The following is an 18,500-nucleotide window of genomic DNA, read 5'->3' as shown; positions in this document are numbered from 1 at the left end:
AAGCGTTGATTGCACCATGGTCTTCGACCAATTATGTTGACACAACCTCCTGTCGTGGTGACAGAACGGCTACTCCCTCAAATTTGGGCGCATTTTAATCTGTTATTCGATTCGTTTCAATAGCAAATTTGTGGCTATTCGCGTCAAAGCTACTGCCAAGTATTTAGCACTGATATCGCTCGGCTTACAAGCCTTAGTGCTAGGAGAGACTTGTCATGCTAAAAACCGGCTAAGATAAAGGCAACTAACTAAAAGGCCGCTTATTCTTCATTGTCATTAAGGTTATTAAAGAGCGCATCAGCAATGCGTGTAAATGTGGCCAAGTCTTCAACTGGCAGGTTTCGCAGCATTTTTTGATTCACATCGTTTTGGGTTTTTGCAATCAGTACAGCGAGTTTTTTACCGTCTGCAGTCAGTGATAATATCTGACTTCTTTTATCTTCTGGGTTTGCCGTTTTCGTTAGCCATTGGTTATCCATCATTTCTTTTATTAACCGAGCAATTTGTGCTTTATCTCTGGCTAAAAGGTTAACGATATCGTTTGCGGTGCAAGTGTGACTGTTGTTAATCAAGCTAAGGCATTTAACATGCATGGCATTTAAGCCAATTTCATTAGCCTTAAGAGAAGATCGCATGGCTAAACGGTATGAATGTGCGATGTTAAAAATCGCATCAGAAATGGATAAGTGACTCATTTTTGGTTGGTCCTGATAATTAGTTGACTTAGTCAACAATGTTAACTATAGTTGACCTTATCAACTTACTAGCTTTTTTTCAAGTCGAAGAGGATGTCTCTATGAAGCCTAGAAAGCCCAATTTGCGCTCTGTACAGGTTGCAGAGATTATTGAGCTGTCGTCTCATTTACGTCGAATTATCTTTAGCGGAACCAGTTTACAAGGTTTTCCGCAGGGGCTTGAAGGCGCGCACGTTAAAGTGTTTTTGCCATCGACGGGCGATGAAGCGCAAAAAATGCGTTCGTACACGATTCGTTTTTTTAACCCACACACTAACCAGCTAGGGTTAGATTTTGTGATTAACCGTCACCAAGGTCCTGCCACCAGTTGGGCAAAAAAGGCAAAAGTGGGCGACCGTATTAGTATAGCGGGCCCAGGTTTGATGAAATTAACTGACTTTAATCACCATAGTTACTTGCTGGTGGGGGATATCACCTCTGTAAATGCCATAAATGGTTACGTGCCTAGATTTAATCCTGATGCCCAATTAAAGGCCATTATTAGCGTGCCTACCCGTGCTGATATCATTGAGATGGATTATGACGATTCAAAAAATACTCATTGGTTTATTGAAGATGAGTCAACAATAACCCTTGAGCAACAAGTACAACTAATCGCTAAAGACTTACCCAAGGATAGTCATGTCTTTATGGGGCTAGAAGCTGGTCAAATACGCGCTTTGAAGCCCGTATTACAACAAGAGCTTGGTTTTGAAAGGCTTAACATCTTTGCTGTTGGCTATTGGAAGCAAGGGATTGATGCTGATCGTTTCGGGGCGTTGAAAAAAGTTAATCCACTGTAAATATCCATGATAACCGTCATAGCCAAGTGACAAGCTATATTATTATCAATCACAGCTAAACCATAGCAGCCAGAGCTATAATTACTGCTAAGCATAAGTATATTAGCGATTAATTGTGCTATATACCTGTTAGTCAGTGGTCAGATATCTGGCTGTTTTGATATTTAAATAAAATAATACCTTTACAATTTTTTAAACTAATGTAAGATTCACCTCGCTCTGACATTCAGAGTTATTAATGAAACATCAAGTAAAAGTAAAGCCTCAGAATTCTACGTTATCGTTGTTCCTCTGTGTTTCCCTTAGCTTCATCGTCACATTAAATAATTCAGCTCTCAGCGCATCGCATTTTCGCGATAAATTTTTTAATTCTTAATTATATAAGGGACACATTATGTCTAACACTACTGGTATCGTAAAATGGTTTAACGAAGACAAAGGTTTCGGCTTCATCACTCAAGACAATGGCGGCGCAGATGTATTCGTACATTTCCGTGCTATCGCTTCTGAAGGTTTCAAAACTTTAGCTGAAGGCCAAAAAGTTTCTTTCGATTTAGAGCAAGGTCAAAAAGGCCCACAAGCAGCTAACGTAGTTGCTATCTAATTTGAAAGTCGACGTCACTGGCTAGCCAGTACGTTACTTCAAATAATTACGCTTTTAGGTTTACCTATTTATCGTAATTATTAAAAGAGCGAACCTTTGGGTTCGCTTTTTTGTGTCTGAAATTCAAGGTATAACGATCTGTGTATCACATCAAGGCGCTTAAGCTTAGTAACTAAAAATGCTGCAACTAAAGCGCTAGCTGGAACGCATTTAATCTTCTAAGCCTGGTAGCCTTTTTTGGCTTTAAGAGAGCTATTTTAATAAAAGCTAAAAGCTTAGCTGGTTAACCCATCTTTTGTCAGAATAAGCTCTTTAACTGCTTGGTAATATTTAACGTAACCTGTGCCGCGACACTCACTGACAATGGTGGCATAATTTAGCTATATATTGACTACAATGTCGGTGTGCTATGCCAAGGTGTGTACCATTAAGCTGAGGAGAATTAAGTGAGCAATAGACAATTAATACTACTGCTTAGAACCTGCATAACCATTGGTATTTACTTAATTTTACTTGGGGTTTATTTGCACAACTTTAATGATACCCTAGCCGCAATGGGCGTTAAGGGAATTATCATCAGCTCGATGTGTGTCGCTTTTGGCATGGTGCTGTCACTGCCAACTAAAATGTATTTAACCTTTATTTTGGTTGCTAGAGAAGCAAATAAAAAAGACTCATCCGAATGATGCTATCTGGCGGTGAGCGCAAGTTCATTCTCAGCCTCAACTGCAACTTTTGCCTCAAGCTTAACTTAAGTCTTATTCTTCACAAGATACCTTTTGGCGACACACTTGGTTTCTACCGGCTTTTTTCGCTTGGTACAAACAGCGATCGGCTAAGGTTAAAAGCTTGGTTTTATTAACGAGGTGACGCTGATTGGCACTAACACTGACCACCCCAGCGGATGCTGACAGAAACCCGGTTGCTGAATCACTATGCTCAATCTCGAGCCGTTTAAGCTGCATGGGGAGATCTTCAAGCCAGTGCTTATTTTGATTTGAACTGACAGAAACCAAAATAAATTCTTCGCCACCAAAGCGCACCACCATATCGGCACCTTGGTTTGAAAGTAACTGGGCAAAGCTGACCAAGGCTTTATCGCCCATTAAATGCCCGTAGCGGTCATTATATTTTTTAAAGTGGTCAATATCGATCATCGCCAATGAAAGGTACTGCCCCTGTTTTAAATTGTGTAACAGAGTCGAGAATTGCTTATCGAAATTATAGCGATTATGAATCCCTGTTAACTTATCAGTTTGCGCTTTTTGTGTTTGAATTAACTCGTATTTATATTGTTTTCTCAGCAGTACATCCGTTTGATATTGCATCGCGGTCATGATAGCAACTGTTATCACATAGAAGTTTATACTCCAAATGATATCCACCTCGGTGTTGAATTGGATTATAAGCAGAGCAACACCCAGTAACAGCCAAATAATGAACTTTTGACCTAAGTGAAGTATGGGAATGGCTGTAATAAAAATGGCTGACAGCATAGGGCCGCCTTCATGGAGCTCTTGATGGTTAATAGCATAGCTATAAAAGAATAAACCATTGATGAGGGTAAACAGCACCGCAAAAAATAACAGTATCGAATCAAGGTAACAGGTGGCTGATTTTTTAATACTGAAAATCATTACCATTGCAATTAGGAGGCTGACAATACGGGTTAAGATGTCGGCGAAAGTATAATTAGTGGCTGCAAATGAAGATAGGGTAAAAAATAGCAACACCGTAATTAAGATGTAACTCATCATTACTGCATTTGTGCGTGAGCGTTGATTTAAAGATTGTTGAAATGATAGTTCTGCCTCTTTATCTAACACCCACTTAGCAGGTAACCATTTCATTATTGACTTCCTTAGATTAATACTACGAGATACGACTCAAACCCTCAGTTAACATTATAGTATTAGTTAATTTTTTAGTTAATTTTTATTTCGCATTTTGGCTACTTGATCGATTATTTTATGATTAATCTCGTGACTATTAGTTAGACAGTATTGCATGAATACCCTCTATTCATGCTGTTGCTTTACAAGCCTGATACAGAACTTTAGGGCATATTGGGGCAAGTCTTCTTATTAACTATCTTGTTAATAATCTCAGTAAATTGAGTTACATTGTGGATTTGCTGCTGGTCAATATTGATATGCTCTAACGCAAGTTCAATATTAAGGTTATCAAGTTCTAGTTGCGCGATTAGCGACTTTGCATCTAGCTCTATATGCTCTAGGGTTAAGATAAGAAAGTCATTGCCAAACACTCTAAAAATTAACGACTCTGGCAAAAATGCAGTTAACTTGTTGGCTATAAAGGTAAGTTTTTTATCACCTTCGAGCCAGCCGTGGGTTTTATTGTATTGACCAAAATTGAACAAACTGATGACGTAACAGCAATGATAATGTTTGCTAAATAGCTCTTCGTTTAACGTAATAACGTGCTCTAGATATCGATAGTTATATAAACCGGTAAGCGAATCTTTGTAATAATAGGCAAGCCTTGCTTCTTCAAACTCATCCTTTAAATAATTATGATCAACAGGAATTAGATTAGCACTCTCTAGCACTGGCACAGCTGCTTTTACCGTATCAGGGCAAAATTGTTTACCTGCCAGCGCCTTTATTTCTGCGATAGCTTCTTGTTTCGATTTACTCATTTTATAGATACGTTTTGAGGTCATTGCATCAAAGGCGTCAACTAAAATGAGAATATGAGAAAGTGGGCAGATCTGTTTGCCTTTAAGTCCCCTAGGGTAGCCCGAGCCATCGTAATGCTCATGATGGCACCTGATGATCTCAGCATGTTTTTTAAAGGCTTTGATAGAGCTAAGTAGCTTGTAGCCGCTGTCTAAATGCTGCTGAATAATTTTGTATTCTTGCGAGGTGAGTTTACCTGGTTTTAGTAGAATACTATCGGGTGTAGATATCTTACCTATGTCATGCATGATTGCTGATTCATAGAGGATTTCCACTTCAGCATTACTAAAGCCCATCTCTTTAGCTATCATCACTGAGTATTGTGCAACCCGCCGCGTATGACCAGCGGTGTAGCTATCGCGCCGCTCCACTAAATCAAGCATAGATGATAGTACTTGACGGTAGTTTTTTACATCTTGTTGCTTGTGTTTTAGTGCCAGCTCTCGCTCTTTGCTATTAAGGGCATTTCTTTCTATCACGTATAAACATATAACCAGTAACACGGATAAAAAGATGGCGATAATGGCGACCAGATTATTGTAAAAATTGAGCTCAACCATCAGCTTGTTGATCTCTTGATCTACTGCAAATTCTAAATCATCCACATATACCCCTGTGGCGATAATCCAATCAAAAGGCTTATATAATTTGGCATAGGCCAGTTTTTTAACGATTTCATCATTGGTATTACGTTTGAAATAATACTCGAAGTAAACTTCACCTTGAGCATTAATGCCATCAAGCTCCATCTGGAAGGGGTAGTTACCTTTGATGTCTTGACTGAGGGTTGATAATAGCTGCCCTTCGGTTTCAGGCTGGCTAGGGTGAACTTTTCTAATGGCAAAGTCATCACCACCGGCGTAATTAATCACTTCATTTACCCAAACGTAGGTTTCTGGGTTCTGCAGTTTAATTAGCCTAATAAAGGCAGCGATCCTTTTTTTCGCTTCATTGATAACTTGAGGTGGTAATAATGACAGTGTCATTTGCATATCATCAGCAATCGCTGTGTTAATACTTATTTCAGCCAAGGTATTGTCTGGCTTAGAGGAGTGTAAACTTGGCTTATGGGATGACTGACAAAGAGCTTGTCCTGATTGTGTTAATTGGTATTGAAACTCATCATCGTCAGCGGCTAAAGTTTGTAGCACTTGGCAGCGTTGATGTTCAGGGGTGTTATTAAGTACTAATTTGAATTGTTGCGAATGCGTTTGTAGATTAGTTTGTTGTTTTTGGTATTCGCGCTTAAGGGTTGCTTCAGCTGCGATATGCACCGATGAAACAAGATCAGTAATATGCTCTTTTTTTAATTTAAATAAGTTTTCGCTGATAAGCTGTTTTTGCTTATCGATGACAAAATCTTCTGAGCGATTATCTAGATACAGAATTGATATACAGAATGAAAATACAATCAGTCCAAATAATAATGACTTTCTTAAATGCAGGTTAATCATATCTATAAGTCGCCCCTTATTAAGTTATTGTGACTAATAAGGGCTGATGGAAGCACAGGGGCGTAATATGCCACTAAGTGCTTGAGGTGTTTGATGCTAGCTGCGCGTATAACGTCAGAAGGTCTTGTAAAATAGCGAAGAATAACAACATAAGTGGTTTGAAAGGCATTGGCCTGAGTAATGCTATCTATTACAGAGGCATCAGCTAACGTGACATATTCTAACGTGACGTCTAGTAAACTAAGATTGAGTAAAGTGAAAAATTGGCTCATCCTTAATCACCTCTAAAAACTCCATTAACTAAACAATAGCGCATTTATTAGTGAAGTTACAACTAAGTTAACCAAAGGGATTGCTGAAATTTTTCAAAGTTAGATATTATTGATTTAATTCAAAAAATATAGCTTGTCACAAGGTGATCTTTCTAGGCAGTTATGGCTAAAAATTCCTATTTACAGGTCAAGGATGAGTTAAAATGACTGGCTAGAGCAATATAACCGCAAACAATTATTTACCGCTTTTACCGCTAATGCTGCCCAATATTCCTCGTAAAATCTGTTTGCCAAACTTACTCCCGACAGCGCGTGCAGCTTGTTTTGAAAAGCTCTGCACTAGGCCTTGACGGCGTTTGGTACCAAATAGCAATTCGCTAAACCAATTGCTTTGTTCATCCTCGCTATCTTTTTGGGGTGTTGAGCTTGTTTTTTTTGGGGTAGACTTTTTAGTGTCAGCTTTTTCTATAGGAGGCTTGGCATCAGGGGCTTTTTCAAGTTGCTCGAGTTGATTGAGGCGTTCATAAGCCGACTCGCGATTAATGGCGATATCATAATGATTGCCGATAGGGCTTTGGGCGCGACAAGCATTACGCTCAGTCAGTGTTAATGGCCCCATACGACAGCGGGGCGGGGATATCAGCGTTTGCTCAACCATACTGGGCACACCATTATCTTGTAAGGTTGATACTAAGGCCTCACCCACGGCTAAGCTAGAAATCACTGCGGTGATATCCAGTTTAGGATTTACCACAAAGGTTTCAGCGGCGGCGCGAACCGATTTTTGGTCCCTTGGTGTATAAGCCCGCAAAGCATGTTGAATACGATTACCCAATTGCCCCAATATCGCATCGGGTATATCGTCTGGAAATTGTGAGCAAAAATACACCCCGACCCCTTTAGAGCGGATTAGGCGCATAATTTGCTCGATACGCTTAAGTAGATGATCTGGGCTATCCTCAAACAGTAAATGAGCTTCATCGATAAAAAAGGCCAACTTAGGTTTATCGGCATCGCCGACCTCAGGCAGGTTTTCGTATAGCTCTGATAACAACCATAGTATAAAACTGGCATATAAATTTGGGGTTAATACTAATTTATCTGCCGCCAGAATATTGATTAAGCCATGGTTTTGCTCATCAACGCCCATGATGTCACTTAGCTCAAGGGCGGGCTCGCCAAAGAAAACCTCACCACCGTCACGCTTTAAACTCATCAGCGATCGCTGAATCGCCGCTAATGATTGCGCACTGACTAAACCGTATTCAGCACTGATGGTTTTACGCTCTTTTGAGACCAAGGTCAGAAGCGCTTTAAGGTCGTCTAAATCCAGCAGTAATAAGCCTCGGCTATCGGCTAAGGCAAAAACGATGTCTAAAATGCTGCTTTGGATGTCATTTAGCCCCAGCATTCTGGCTAATAATGTTGGCCCCATTTCACTGACGGTGGTGCGAATAGGGTGACCTTGCTGGCCGAGTAAGTCCCAAAAAACGCATGGATTAGCTTGGGGGCTGAAATTGCTAATACCAATTTTATCAGCGCGGGCTAATAGTTTATCTGACACCTTGCCTGCAGCGGCTAGACCTGAAATATCCCCTTTAATATCAGTAACAAAAACCGGCACACCTTGACGGGAAAAGTTTTCAGCTAACATCATCAGCGAGACCGTTTTACCCGTACCTGTCGCTCCTGCAATTAAGCCATGACGATTACCATAACGCAGTTGTAGCTCAACGGGATTATCGCCTTTACCTATCAATATCGTGTTTGTTGAACTTTGTTTCATTGTCGCTCCTTGCAGATATTGCTTTAGGTAAAAGCACAAAGGGGTGATGGTTAACGCTTATGTAATACGTTTATGGCAATAACAGTGTAGAACAAGAATGTAAAATAAGAATGTCGAATTGATTGGCTGGCGCACAAACGCTGTGGCCGCTAAGTAGCATGTCGCTAGCGAGTGATTCATTTTTGTAGCGCTATAAACTCTATAGCTCAAATGAATAATAAAATATTATCATTTTAAGAATTTTTAATAATTATTTTAATCCTCTCCATTGCCGTAAACTAGCCCTATTAAATCAAAGCAAGCGTTTTAGATTGTTATTTTGTTATCACTACTAACAGCGCTTTCATCTCTGTGAAGCTAAGGGCAAATTATGAAATTTTTACACACTATGATCAGAGTTGCAGATCTTGAGAAATCGATTGAATTTTATACTGATGTGCTGGGTATGAGTGTGCTCGATAGAGCTGAAAACACTGAATATCGTTATACCTTAGTGTTTGTTGGTTATGCCGATCAGCCAGATGGCACTAGCATTGAGCTGACTTACAACTGGGATACAGACCAGTATGATATGGGTAATGCCTTTGGTCATTTAGCCTTAGGTGTGGATGATATTTACGCTGCTTGCGACAAGATTAAAGATTTAGGCGGAAAAGTCACTCGTGAGCCCGGCCCTGTAAAAGGTGGCGCGACGCACATCGCATTCATCACTGACCCTGATAACTATCAAATTGAGCTGATTCAACTGAGCTAACTGAACCGAGCTAACTGAACTGAGCTCGTTACCTCAAAGCCCTATTACATCGGCTGCTCAATGACCCATTTTTCGAGGAATGACAACATGAAACAAGCATTATTTCAAACGCTGCAACTAGGCCGTCATACACTAACCAACCGGATTGTAATGCCACCAATGACCCGTTCACGTGCTTCACAGCCAGGAAACTTGGCTAATGACATGATGGCAAAATATTATGCTCAGCGCGCACAAGCGGGTTTAATTGTGGCTGAAGGCACGCAGATTTCTGCAATGGGTCAAGGTTATGCTTGGACACCGGGTATTTACAGCCCTGAACAAATTGCGGGTTGGAAAAAAACCACTGATTTAGTTCATCAACAAGGCGGGGTTATTTTTGCTCAGCTTTGGCACGTTGGCCGCGTTACTCACCCTGATAATATTGGTGGCGAGCAACCTATTTCATCTTCTGCCCTTAAAGCTGAAAATGTAAAAGTCTTTATCGACAACGGCACCCAAGAGCCTGGTTTTGTTGATGTGGTTGAGCCACGGGCGATGACCAAAGCAGATATTAAAGCTGTGATTGAAGAATATCGTCAAGCGGCGCTTAATGCGATTGAAGCGGGTTTTGATGGCATTGAATTACATGCTGCTAACGGTTATTTAATTAACCAGTTTATTGATTCAGAGGCGAATAACCGCACCGATGAATACGGCGGCTCAGTAGAAAACCGTTTACGTTTTTTAAGTGAAGTGGTTGGCGCTATGATTGAGGCGATTGGCGCTGACAGAGTTGGGGTGCGTTTAGCTCCATTTACTTCATTAAATGGCACCGTTGATGCTAACCCTGTTGAAACTTACACTGCTGCAGCAGCGTTATTAAATACCCATAAGATTGTGTATTTACATATTGCAGAAGTGGATTGGGATGATGCTCCTGAAACCCCAGCAGGCTTTAAAAAAGCGGTACGTGAAGCATATCAAGGGGTACTCATTTATGCCGGTAAGTATAACGCCGATACCGCAGAGCAAGCGATACAAGATGGCTTAGTGGATATGGTTGGTTTTGGCCGCCCATTTGTGGCAAACCCAGATTTACCTAACCGTATTAAGCATGGTTACCCATTGGCTGCGCATGATCCAGCCACCTTATTTGGTGGTGATGAGAAAGGCTTAACTGATTATTGTGAGTATGCTAGCAACTAATGCCTATAAAGCGCACGCTTGCTAGTTAAGCAGTCGCTAAACAGGTTAAAATATAATAGCCACTTTACTTCACTGTAAAGTGGCTATTTTACTATATGAGGGGGTGGTTAAGCTAACCGCTAATACCTTTCTTTTTATCAATGCATGACGATCCATGCATATTGATACAGCACTTTAGTTAATCTTATTTTCACTGCGGCCTGCTTGTTTTAGGCGCTGATGAGCTGTGTCTGTTTCAATATTACTCTAGAGAATTATCAATGCGCGGAGCGTTATATTTATTTATTGCCACCTTGTTGGCTGCTGTTGGCTGGATTTCGTCAAAGCTTGTGGTTGATGAAATGCCCGGCGAAGTGTTTATTGCTAGCCGCTTTATGTTAGCTAGTCTGATTTTATTACCTTTTTGCTATAAAAGTATTTGGCGATTAAGAGCCAAGCAGTTGCTATTAGCCTGCGGAGTAGGCATTTTCTTGGGGATGTCGTTACAGATTTGGGTGTTTGCGGTATCGATCAGTAATAGCCTGTCTGAAGGGGCATTTATCATGAGTTTAGCGATGATCATTGCGCCTATGACCGCCTGGTTTTTGTTTAAAGTTAAGCCTCACCGCGCATTTTGGTTAGCTTTACCCATCAGTGTGGTAGGGATGATGTTACTGAGTTTAAGTAATGGCTGGCAAGTGGAGACCAGTCAATGGTATTTCTTACTTGCCTCTTCATTGCTGTCTGTTCATTTTGTGTTGAACAAAAAAATTAGTCGCAGTATTAAGCCACTTGATTCGATATGTTTACAGTTATTTATGGTTGGCTTAGTTGCTGCTGTGTATGTAGCCTTTACCCAGCAATTAAGCTTTGAGGTCAATGATAGTTTGATATTTTGGTTTGTGGTCTCTACTGTTATCGCTACGTCAGTGCGTTATGTATTTCAGACTCTAGGCCAGTATCAAGTTAAGATGGAAACCGCGGCATTGATTATGATTTTAGAGCCTATTTGGACCATGATCTTAAGCTTTAGTCTGTTAGATGAGCAAATTTCGCTGCAAAAAGTTATTGGCGGTGCGCTGATTTTTATATCCCTAAGTGTTTATATTAAGCTGTCTAAGCCACCTAAAAACGCTAACTGATGCACTAACAACAAAAAGCCAGTCGTGAGACTGGCTTTTTAGTTAAGGCTCTACAGACCGATTAGAGCTGGTTTAAGTATTTCTCAACGCTGGCAAGTTCACGCTGCTTTAAGCTGACGCAGTTTTTAACACTTTCATCGAGCTTGGCTAAGGTACGGCCAAACTCAGGTGTTTGCGCGACTTTTGGCTTAAAGAATGTGTTGGTTGTATCTAGTGCCGCTAAATCACAACCGCTACCGGTAAACGATGGGATCATCGCCACCGCAAAGGGAGGTAGTTTCGCTTTTATGGCGCTGAAGTTAGCATAGATCCAATCTCTAAAGCGTTGTTTACGCTCATCGGTATAAGCTTGCCCTGCAAAGATATAGCGTAAATCTGGCGCATTGACTTTATCGGTCAAACTATAAGCTAGCACGCTGTTTTGTAGTTTTTCAGTAGGCGCATAGCCTAAGGCATACATTAAACGAGTGCGTTTTTGCGGGTCTTTCGTTACCTCAAATTCAGCTTTTACTTTCGCTAATACCTTACTGTCACCAAAATACACTGCAATATTGAGGTAAGTGCCGATAAGGTACTGGTCAATATCGTTATTACCATTAAGGTACAAGTCAGCTTGTTTTTTAGCGGTTGCAATTGTGGCTTTATCTTTGGCTTCAAAAGCTAATAAGTTAATCAATGTTGGGCGTAACTTACTAATAGATGACTTTTCATCAACTTTTGCTGTAACACCGTACTTCTCGATTGCGCTTTGTGCTCTTGAGGCAATGAACTTAGCCCATAGCTCTTGGTTGGTGTCATCAATAAAGGTGCGTTTTTGAGATTGTAAGTAACCTAATGCGGCAGAGACGATTTGCGGATGTTGGTCATCAATAAATGCGCCTAAAATATTCAGTAACTCACCACCTGAGATAAAGCCTGCATCTAATAAGGCATCAGCAGCTGAGATCAAGGCTTTACGCTCACGAGCTGTAAGCTGGGTTTTAGCATTGGCTAATAAGTTGCTCATTTGTGTTTCATCTAACAACCAGCGGTAGTAACCCATGGCGTCTGAATCTGGATAAATCCAATCAGGACTGAATGCTAATTTGATGGTTTGCGATTGACTGGTGAGTAAAATGGTTTCGGTTGCAACTTTGTCACCTTTACCATATTTAACCGATACCGGCACAGTCCAAGACTGCTTTGCAGCTTCAGTGCCAGCATTCACAAAGCGGCTTTGCTTAAGGGTTAGCTTATCACCTGCTAATGACACATCGATTAAAGGGTAAGATGATTGCTCAATAAAGGTGCTTAAGATACTGCCAACATCTTTACCTGAGGCTTTTGATAAGGCATTCCAAAGATCATCAGCTTCAGTATTTTGAAAGGCATGATCTTTAATGTATTGACGAATACCCTTATTAAATTCAGCTTCACCGATATAGTTTTCTACCATATCTAGCACTGCTTCGCCTTTACTATAGGCAAGGCCTAAACCGTCCATAATGTCGGCTTCGTTCTTAATGGGCTTGCGGATTGGCTTGGTCGATACCCGCGCATCTAATGACATCACGTAGTTTTTGGATAATGCTAAGTTAGATTCAAACTCAGGATGAATTTGTTCGGTGATTTTAGCCGCCATCCAGCTTGCAAAAGCTTCGTTTAACCATAGGTCATTCCACCACTGCATAGTCACTAGGTTACCGTACCATTGGTGTGCTAGCTCGTGGGCAATAATTGAAACGGCCGTTTTTTTGCTATTTTGGCTGGCGGTTTGCTCATCAACTAACAAAATATCTTCACGATAAGTGACTAAGCCTGCGTTTTCCATCGCCCCAAAAGGAAACTCAGGTACTGCAACGCTATCAAGCTTTTGATAAGGGTAATCGACCCCAAAATAATCTTCTAATGCTTTTAGAACTAACGGCATTTGCTCGGCTGCATATTTGGCTAGCTCGATTTTCCCCTTAGTGGTTATTACGCGCCCTGGGACTTTCATGCCTGTGACTTCAATTTCTTCAAATTGACCCACAGCATAAGCAACAAGGTAAGAGGATATTGGCTTGGTTTGAGCAAATACGTGAGTTGTCAGGCCATCTTTGGTTGCAACTGAAAGCTCAGGGGTATTGCTGTAAACCTTTTCAGTACTTGGGGCTGTGATGGTTACTTGAAAGGGGATTTTATATTCTGGTTCATCAAAGCTTGGAAAACTGCGGCGCGCATCACTCATTTCAAACTGTGTAAATAAGTAGGGCAGGCCGCCATCAATGGTTTTATACAGGCCGACAGATTGACGGTTATAAGGGGCTGTGAAATCCATTGAGAAAGAATATGCACCAGGTTCGATAGTATGTGGGCAGTTAAACAAAACCACCCCAGTATCTTGCATGATTACATCTAGTTGGCAGTCTTTGTTGTTAGCTGATTTGGCATCTAACTGGATATTGCTAGCAGTGTATTCTAAGCCGTTAAGTTGTAATTGCTTAGTGGCTTCAAGCACTTCAATTTGAATGGCTGTGCTGCCTGAAAACTGATCTTTTACTGGATCTAAGTTGAGCTTAATACTTTGTGATAGTGGCTTGGCGACTTTACTTAGCACGTATTCATTGGCTAAGGCGTCGGTACTTCCCACAAATGAGAGCGTAACCAGTCCCGCAGTGACGATTCGATACATGTTATTTCCTGTTGTTTTAATTATCATTCCATGATGTTTAATGGCATTGATTAGGATTGAGTGACTATTAGCGTTTTTATTGATAACGATTGTATTCATAACGCTTGTATTGGAACCATTGCATTGATGATTCTATAGGGTCATTTAAAGCTGATGCTGATTATAACAAGTTAACAGCTAAGCGGTAACTTACGAGCATCATTTAAGTTGGGGTTGTTGTAACAATTGATGACTTGCTTAGAGTATTTAGTGTGATTACTTAGAGTAGCGCTTGATTGAAGCATCATCTAATCCCAGCTTGGCGATTGCTAGGTATTGAGTTACTTATGGCTTAGAGCTGATTTAATGGCCGAAATAAGGCAAATATTATCATTGAGGTTTGCCTTATATTCGGATCTTGTGTTCTTAGTATCAAAAGTAGTTTTTAGTATCGAATGCCGATTTTAAGTTGTTGGCAAACTCGATAAACTTTTCTTTAATGGTGCGCTTGATAGACACCTCCAGCGAGCCCAAAATAACCTTACCCTCAATGGTGATGACAGGAGCTTGGCGGGTTGCGATAGAAGGCGCTTTGTTTTCAATGCTACTGACGAGCCCGTAAGTTTTACACACCACATTAATGCCTTCAGGAACATAGATACTGCTACTGCCCAAAAAGCAATTAATCTCAATGGTGACATGTTGATGCTGAAAAATGGCATCACTAAAGTCCAGAGTGGTTTCGCCAATAATATTATTAACCTTAATAACCTTTGGCACCACCCATTGGCCGCTACGTTCACTGTTACCTAATATGCTGGTTAAGCGCATATCTTCAGTGGCAGTTTTGCTGCCATAGTTTGGCGCAAACTGGTGGTCTTTTTGCTGACTATAGTCAGTATCAGCGGTTAAGGTTAGGTCTGCGACCAGTGCGATTATCTCTTGATGGTCACTGGAGTTCATTGCCTCATCAAGGCGTCTTTCAAAGGCTTCAGCAGAGATAATGCCGTGGCTATAATTGACAATTAACTGATCGATAACTTGTTCTCTGACTTGCTCAATAGGACGATCTTCTAAAATCACGGCCATAATGTCACTCCTTGGACTTTATAGTACATAGTGACTCAGATTTTAGTCACTATGGCAGATGTTGTATTTAAGTTAAATTAAAGCAATGTGCAGGCCAGTTTAAATATAATGTTTTTAAACAGAGTCTTAGGTTTTTTTGGTCATTGGTTACCAATATTAGACTTAATAAATAGCAATAATGTAGTGAAAGTTCCCAGCTTAATTCGTCAAAATAACCTGTAAACTGCCATGGGGTTGTTATTTTTATTTGCAGAACGTGACGCTCTTCAGCCATAAAGAACTGCTTTTAGCTATTACTTTTATGGTTTAAATACACCATAAAGATTGGTGTCTAGCACTCTTTTTTTCTCAATGGAAAAGCCTAAAATGCACCGCATCGGCATCACCTATGAGGAAAATCATTATGTCACACCCAATTATTGCAGATTTGAATAAACGTTATACTGTGAAAAAGTATGATTCAAGTAAGCGTATTTCAGCAGCGGATATGGACGTAGTGAAACAAGCGATTCGTTTAACTGCTTCTTCTATTAACTCACAGCCGTGGAAATTTATCGTATTAGAAACTGATGTGGCAAAACAACGTTTTCATGAAACGTTTGCCAATATGCACCAGTTTAATCAGCCTCATGCTACTGAAGCCTCCCATGTGATTTTATTTGCCCATAACCCTAAGTTCACTAAAGATGACTACAGAAAAGTTGTTGATGTTGAAGTGTCGTCAGGTCATTTACCGGCAGACATGTATGACAACATGCTAAATGGTGCTTTTGGTTTTGCAGAGCAAAATACTGATGACAGTGGTTTTAATGGCCATTGGACTAAAGCGCAAACCTATATTGCTATTGGTAATACCTTGCATACGCTAGCTCGTTTAGGGATTGCTTCTACATCGATGGAAGGCGTTGACCCAAGCTTAATTGGTGAGATTTTTAAAGAAGAGTTAGATGGTTACGTTTGTGAGTTTGCGCTAGCAATGGGTTATCACAAAGAGGGCGAAGATTATAACTTTGGCCTACCTAAATCACGCTTACCTGAACAAGATATCATCACAGTTTTATAAACTATATTTGGTCGTTTAAATTATAGCTTGTAACACCTTTCTAATTGATTATTCTGTCCCTGTTATTAAAGCCCATCATGTACTCTTGATGGACTTTTTTGTGTTGAGTATTTTTAAAAGATTAAATCAGCAGCTTAGTCTCCATTTTAAACAGTTACTATTTCACAGGAAGGTGGAAAATTTTAGGTTCGGCTTTTATAAGCCCTAAATGACTGATAATACTGCAATGTAACCCGTCACATTAACGTTGAGCATGAGTTAAACCTTTATAGGGACTGACTTTAACTGGAATACTGATGAAATTGAGTAGCCTCTGCAAGGTGCTATTCATACGTGTCATGCCATGAACCGCTGGCGCTGAAACGATATTATGAAGAATGGAATGTATTTGATGGGAGGCATGAATATTGATGGATGAATGCAGCTGCTTTGGTTGATAGTAATATCATTAAGGCATTGCGCAATCGCTAACAACAGACAGTATTAAGAAGAGGAATTACTTAGCTGCAGCTTATTGATAAAGCCGCCATTATGTTCAGTGTTTCAAGTCGTTCTCAACATGGTAAGTTATTCCAAAAAGTGTAGAGTCATAACTAAAGCGACTAAAAATGCTGATAAAATGGTAAAAAGGTGGGATTAATAATGACGTATTAGCTTGATTTTACTCTCCCAGTAATGGCTTGGGAGAGTCGTGAAAGTAAACTATAACTTCTTTAATAAGGAACTTGGTTTTGCCATAAATTGTTGTTTACCGCCTTGTCATAGCCGTTTTGGTATAAGGCTTCCATGTACTGCTGATCAAACATTTTCTTGGTGGCAGGTTCTGCATCAAACTTGTCGTCAATATAAGTGAATGACAAATCGTAGTTATTTACTTCGCTGTAATACAGCATTCGATATAAATCACCTCTAGCTTGTTGAATCGTCATACTTTTCAAACTGCGATTCAGTAGTTCAAGGCCTTTATCATGTAGGGAAATATAAGGTGATTTTAATACCCCGTTACGGATAACGTGAATATTAGTTGGTTGCTGATAACCTAAAGCCTGATTGACTAACCCATAATCGAAATTACCTGGGTCGACAAACATTTGTGAGTTCATGCCGCCATCAACATGTAGTTCTTCTAGAGGCTTTCCATCTATCTCAACATTGATGAATTGTGGTGGAAACACCCCTGGAATTGACGAGCTTGCGGCTAAAATTTGATGAACTAAGTCATATTTATTTGGTAAGTTACTGGCAGCAATTTGGCCAATATTCCAGATCATCAGCTCGCCAGAATCAAACTGCGTAGTGCCAATAAATAGTCGACGCCCTTTTTGGTGTTCAGTCGCTATTTTATCAATCATTGTAGCAGGGTAAAACTGCTCCACTAGCTCATATAGACTACTGCCATCAGTAAAGGCATCTTTAAAAAGAGCATTTAAAAAATTGCGTTTACCTAATATAGCCTTATCGTTAAGGCCTAGCATGACTTGCTTTAATCGATGAATTTCATCACCACCAATAAATGCAAATGGTGCAATCAAAGAGCCTGCACTGATCCCTGTGACAATGGTGTATTGCGGTAGTTGATTACTATCATAAAGGCCGTTTATTACTCCGGTGCCATAAGCACCCTTAGCACCACCACCCGATAACACTAATATATTTAGCTTTTCTGACGCACTTGCTAATGGTGTGGTGTTGGTGGTTGCATCATATAAAAACCCAGGTTGTTCATCAGCCCAAAATCGATAAGGTTCAGCTATTTCGGTTTGATCCGCCGCCACGAGAGCATCTTTGTAATTATTAGCATCAACCCGTTGTTCAAGTTGATGATTTGAGCTACAGGCCGTTATGAACAAGGCAAAAAATATTAACTTAATAAGGTTCTTCGGGGTGTTCATTAGTGTCTCCATTTAGCCGTTTAGCGGCTAAAAATCTAAAGATATTTTAAATCAAATTAGCAATATTATAGAAGCAAAGCGGTTTCTATGATCTGCTGATAATTAATATTAGAAGGTTAATGGACATTGTGTAATCTGTTAAATCGCGTTTGAAGGATTTAACCCTCACAAAACGGCTAACGTGAATTGCTATCGTCAATTGGGGGTAGATGGGCGATTTATCGATTTTAAACCGTGTAAATCTCACGCTTTTACTACTCTATAGCGGTTAATTTTATTACTTCAATGTTAATGATGATGGTTCGATCCTTCATAAGCGATTACAAGGTAAGGGTTAAATTAATTACTATAAATTTAATTATTCAGGCTCATACAGCAAAGATGCAAACTTTAACCTAATATTAGGCTT

General features: G+C 40.1%; 15 protein-coding genes. 7 read left to right on the top strand and 8 right to left on the bottom strand.

The features are described 5' to 3' along the window. Positions 1–260: 260 nt before the first annotated feature. Positions 261–695 carry a MarR family winged helix-turn-helix transcriptional regulator gene (locus tag AB4140_RS01675; protein ID WP_102439129.1) on the bottom strand — a complete coding sequence of 145 codons (435 nt, stop codon included), beginning with the start codon at positions 693–695 and terminating at the stop codon, positions 261–263. Positions 696–796: 101 nt separating this feature from the next. Here AB4140_RS01675 and AB4140_RS01670 point away from each other — a divergent pair, with 101 nt between their 5' ends. From AB4140_RS01670 to AB4140_RS01660, 3 genes are all read left to right on the top strand, one after another. Then, positions 797–1,537: a siderophore-interacting protein gene (locus tag AB4140_RS01670; protein ID WP_102520781.1), complete on the top strand. Its 741-nt coding sequence runs from the start codon at positions 797–799 to the stop codon at positions 1,535–1,537. A gap of 394 nt (positions 1,538–1,931) precedes the next feature. Continuing rightward, positions 1,932–2,141: a cold-shock protein gene (locus AB4140_RS01665; protein WP_076539522.1), complete on the top strand. Its 210-nt coding sequence runs from the start codon at positions 1,932–1,934 to the stop codon at positions 2,139–2,141. 446 nt (positions 2,142–2,587) lie between these two features. Next, the gene (locus AB4140_RS01660) at positions 2,588–2,827 is read left to right on the top strand and encodes a hypothetical protein (RefSeq protein ID WP_371999527.1); all 240 of its coding nucleotides are present in this window, start codon (positions 2,588–2,590) and stop codon (positions 2,825–2,827) included. Between the two features lie 72 nt (positions 2,828–2,899). Here AB4140_RS01660 and AB4140_RS01655 read toward each other — a convergent pair whose 3' ends face one another. The 4 genes from AB4140_RS01655 to AB4140_RS01640 all read right to left on the bottom strand — a co-directional run bounded on the left by AB4140_RS01655 (position 2,900) and on the right by AB4140_RS01640 (position 8,352). Continuing rightward, positions 2,900–3,991 (bottom strand): GGDEF domain-containing protein, encoded by a 1,092-nt coding sequence (locus AB4140_RS01655; RefSeq protein ID WP_102531019.1) that lies wholly within the window; start codon positions 3,989–3,991, stop codon positions 2,900–2,902. Between the two features lie 206 nt (positions 3,992–4,197). After that, positions 4,198–6,294 (bottom strand): HD domain-containing phosphohydrolase, encoded by a 2,097-nt coding sequence (locus AB4140_RS01650; protein ID WP_371999525.1) that lies wholly within the window; start codon positions 6,292–6,294, stop codon positions 4,198–4,200. Between the two features lie 2 nt (positions 6,295–6,296). Next, a complete protein-coding gene (locus AB4140_RS01645) occupies positions 6,297–6,566 on the bottom strand; it encodes a hypothetical protein (protein WP_303410649.1) in 270 nt (89 codons plus the stop codon). A 235-nt stretch (positions 6,567–6,801) separates the two neighbouring features. Continuing rightward, positions 6,802–8,352 (bottom strand): helicase HerA-like domain-containing protein, encoded by a 1,551-nt coding sequence (locus AB4140_RS01640; protein WP_368389899.1) that lies wholly within the window; start codon positions 8,350–8,352, stop codon positions 6,802–6,804. A 370-nt stretch (positions 8,353–8,722) separates the two neighbouring features. Here AB4140_RS01640 and gloA point away from each other — a divergent pair, with 370 nt between their 5' ends. The 3 genes from gloA to AB4140_RS01625 all read left to right on the top strand — a co-directional run bounded on the left by gloA (position 8,723) and on the right by AB4140_RS01625 (position 11,415). Further along, the gene (gene gloA / locus AB4140_RS01635) at positions 8,723–9,106 is read left to right on the top strand and encodes a lactoylglutathione lyase (RefSeq protein WP_102439116.1); all 384 of its coding nucleotides are present in this window, start codon (positions 8,723–8,725) and stop codon (positions 9,104–9,106) included. Positions 9,107–9,193: 87 nt separating this feature from the next. Further along, the gene (locus tag AB4140_RS01630) at positions 9,194–10,294 is read left to right on the top strand and encodes an alkene reductase (RefSeq protein WP_102477049.1); all 1,101 of its coding nucleotides are present in this window, start codon (positions 9,194–9,196) and stop codon (positions 10,292–10,294) included. A gap of 260 nt (positions 10,295–10,554) precedes the next feature. Next, positions 10,555–11,415 (top strand): DMT family transporter, encoded by an 861-nt coding sequence (locus AB4140_RS01625; protein WP_371999522.1) that lies wholly within the window; start codon positions 10,555–10,557, stop codon positions 11,413–11,415. A 61-nt stretch (positions 11,416–11,476) separates the two neighbouring features. Here AB4140_RS01625 and AB4140_RS01620 read toward each other — a convergent pair whose 3' ends face one another. Both AB4140_RS01620 and AB4140_RS01615 read right to left on the bottom strand, forming a co-directional pair. Continuing rightward, a complete protein-coding gene (locus AB4140_RS01620) occupies positions 11,477–14,068 on the bottom strand; it encodes a M1 family metallopeptidase (protein WP_371999520.1) in 2,592 nt (863 codons plus the stop codon). Between the two features lie 411 nt (positions 14,069–14,479). Beyond that, entirely contained in the window at positions 14,480–15,136 is a 657-nt protein-coding gene (locus tag AB4140_RS01615; protein WP_371999518.1) for a LiaF domain-containing protein, read from the bottom strand. A 403-nt stretch (positions 15,137–15,539) separates the two neighbouring features. On the opposite strand from AB4140_RS01615, the gene AB4140_RS01610 reads away from it, so the two are divergent. Beyond that, positions 15,540–16,199 (top strand): nitroreductase family protein, encoded by a 660-nt coding sequence (locus tag AB4140_RS01610; protein ID WP_102520790.1) that lies wholly within the window; start codon positions 15,540–15,542, stop codon positions 16,197–16,199. Positions 16,200–16,912: 713 nt separating this feature from the next. On the opposite strand, the gene AB4140_RS01605 is transcribed toward AB4140_RS01610, so the two are convergent. Next, complete coding sequence (locus AB4140_RS01605; RefSeq protein WP_371999516.1) at positions 16,913–18,091, bottom strand: patatin-like phospholipase family protein; 1,179 nt, start codon at positions 18,089–18,091, stop codon at positions 16,913–16,915. Positions 18,092–18,500 lie beyond the last annotated feature (409 nt).

This window comes from Shewanella sp. 10N.286.51.B2, assembly GCF_041469265.1.
Classification (GTDB): Bacteria; Pseudomonadota; Gammaproteobacteria; order Enterobacterales; family Shewanellaceae; genus Shewanella.
This window is presented reverse-complemented; position numbering and strand designations above follow the sequence as displayed.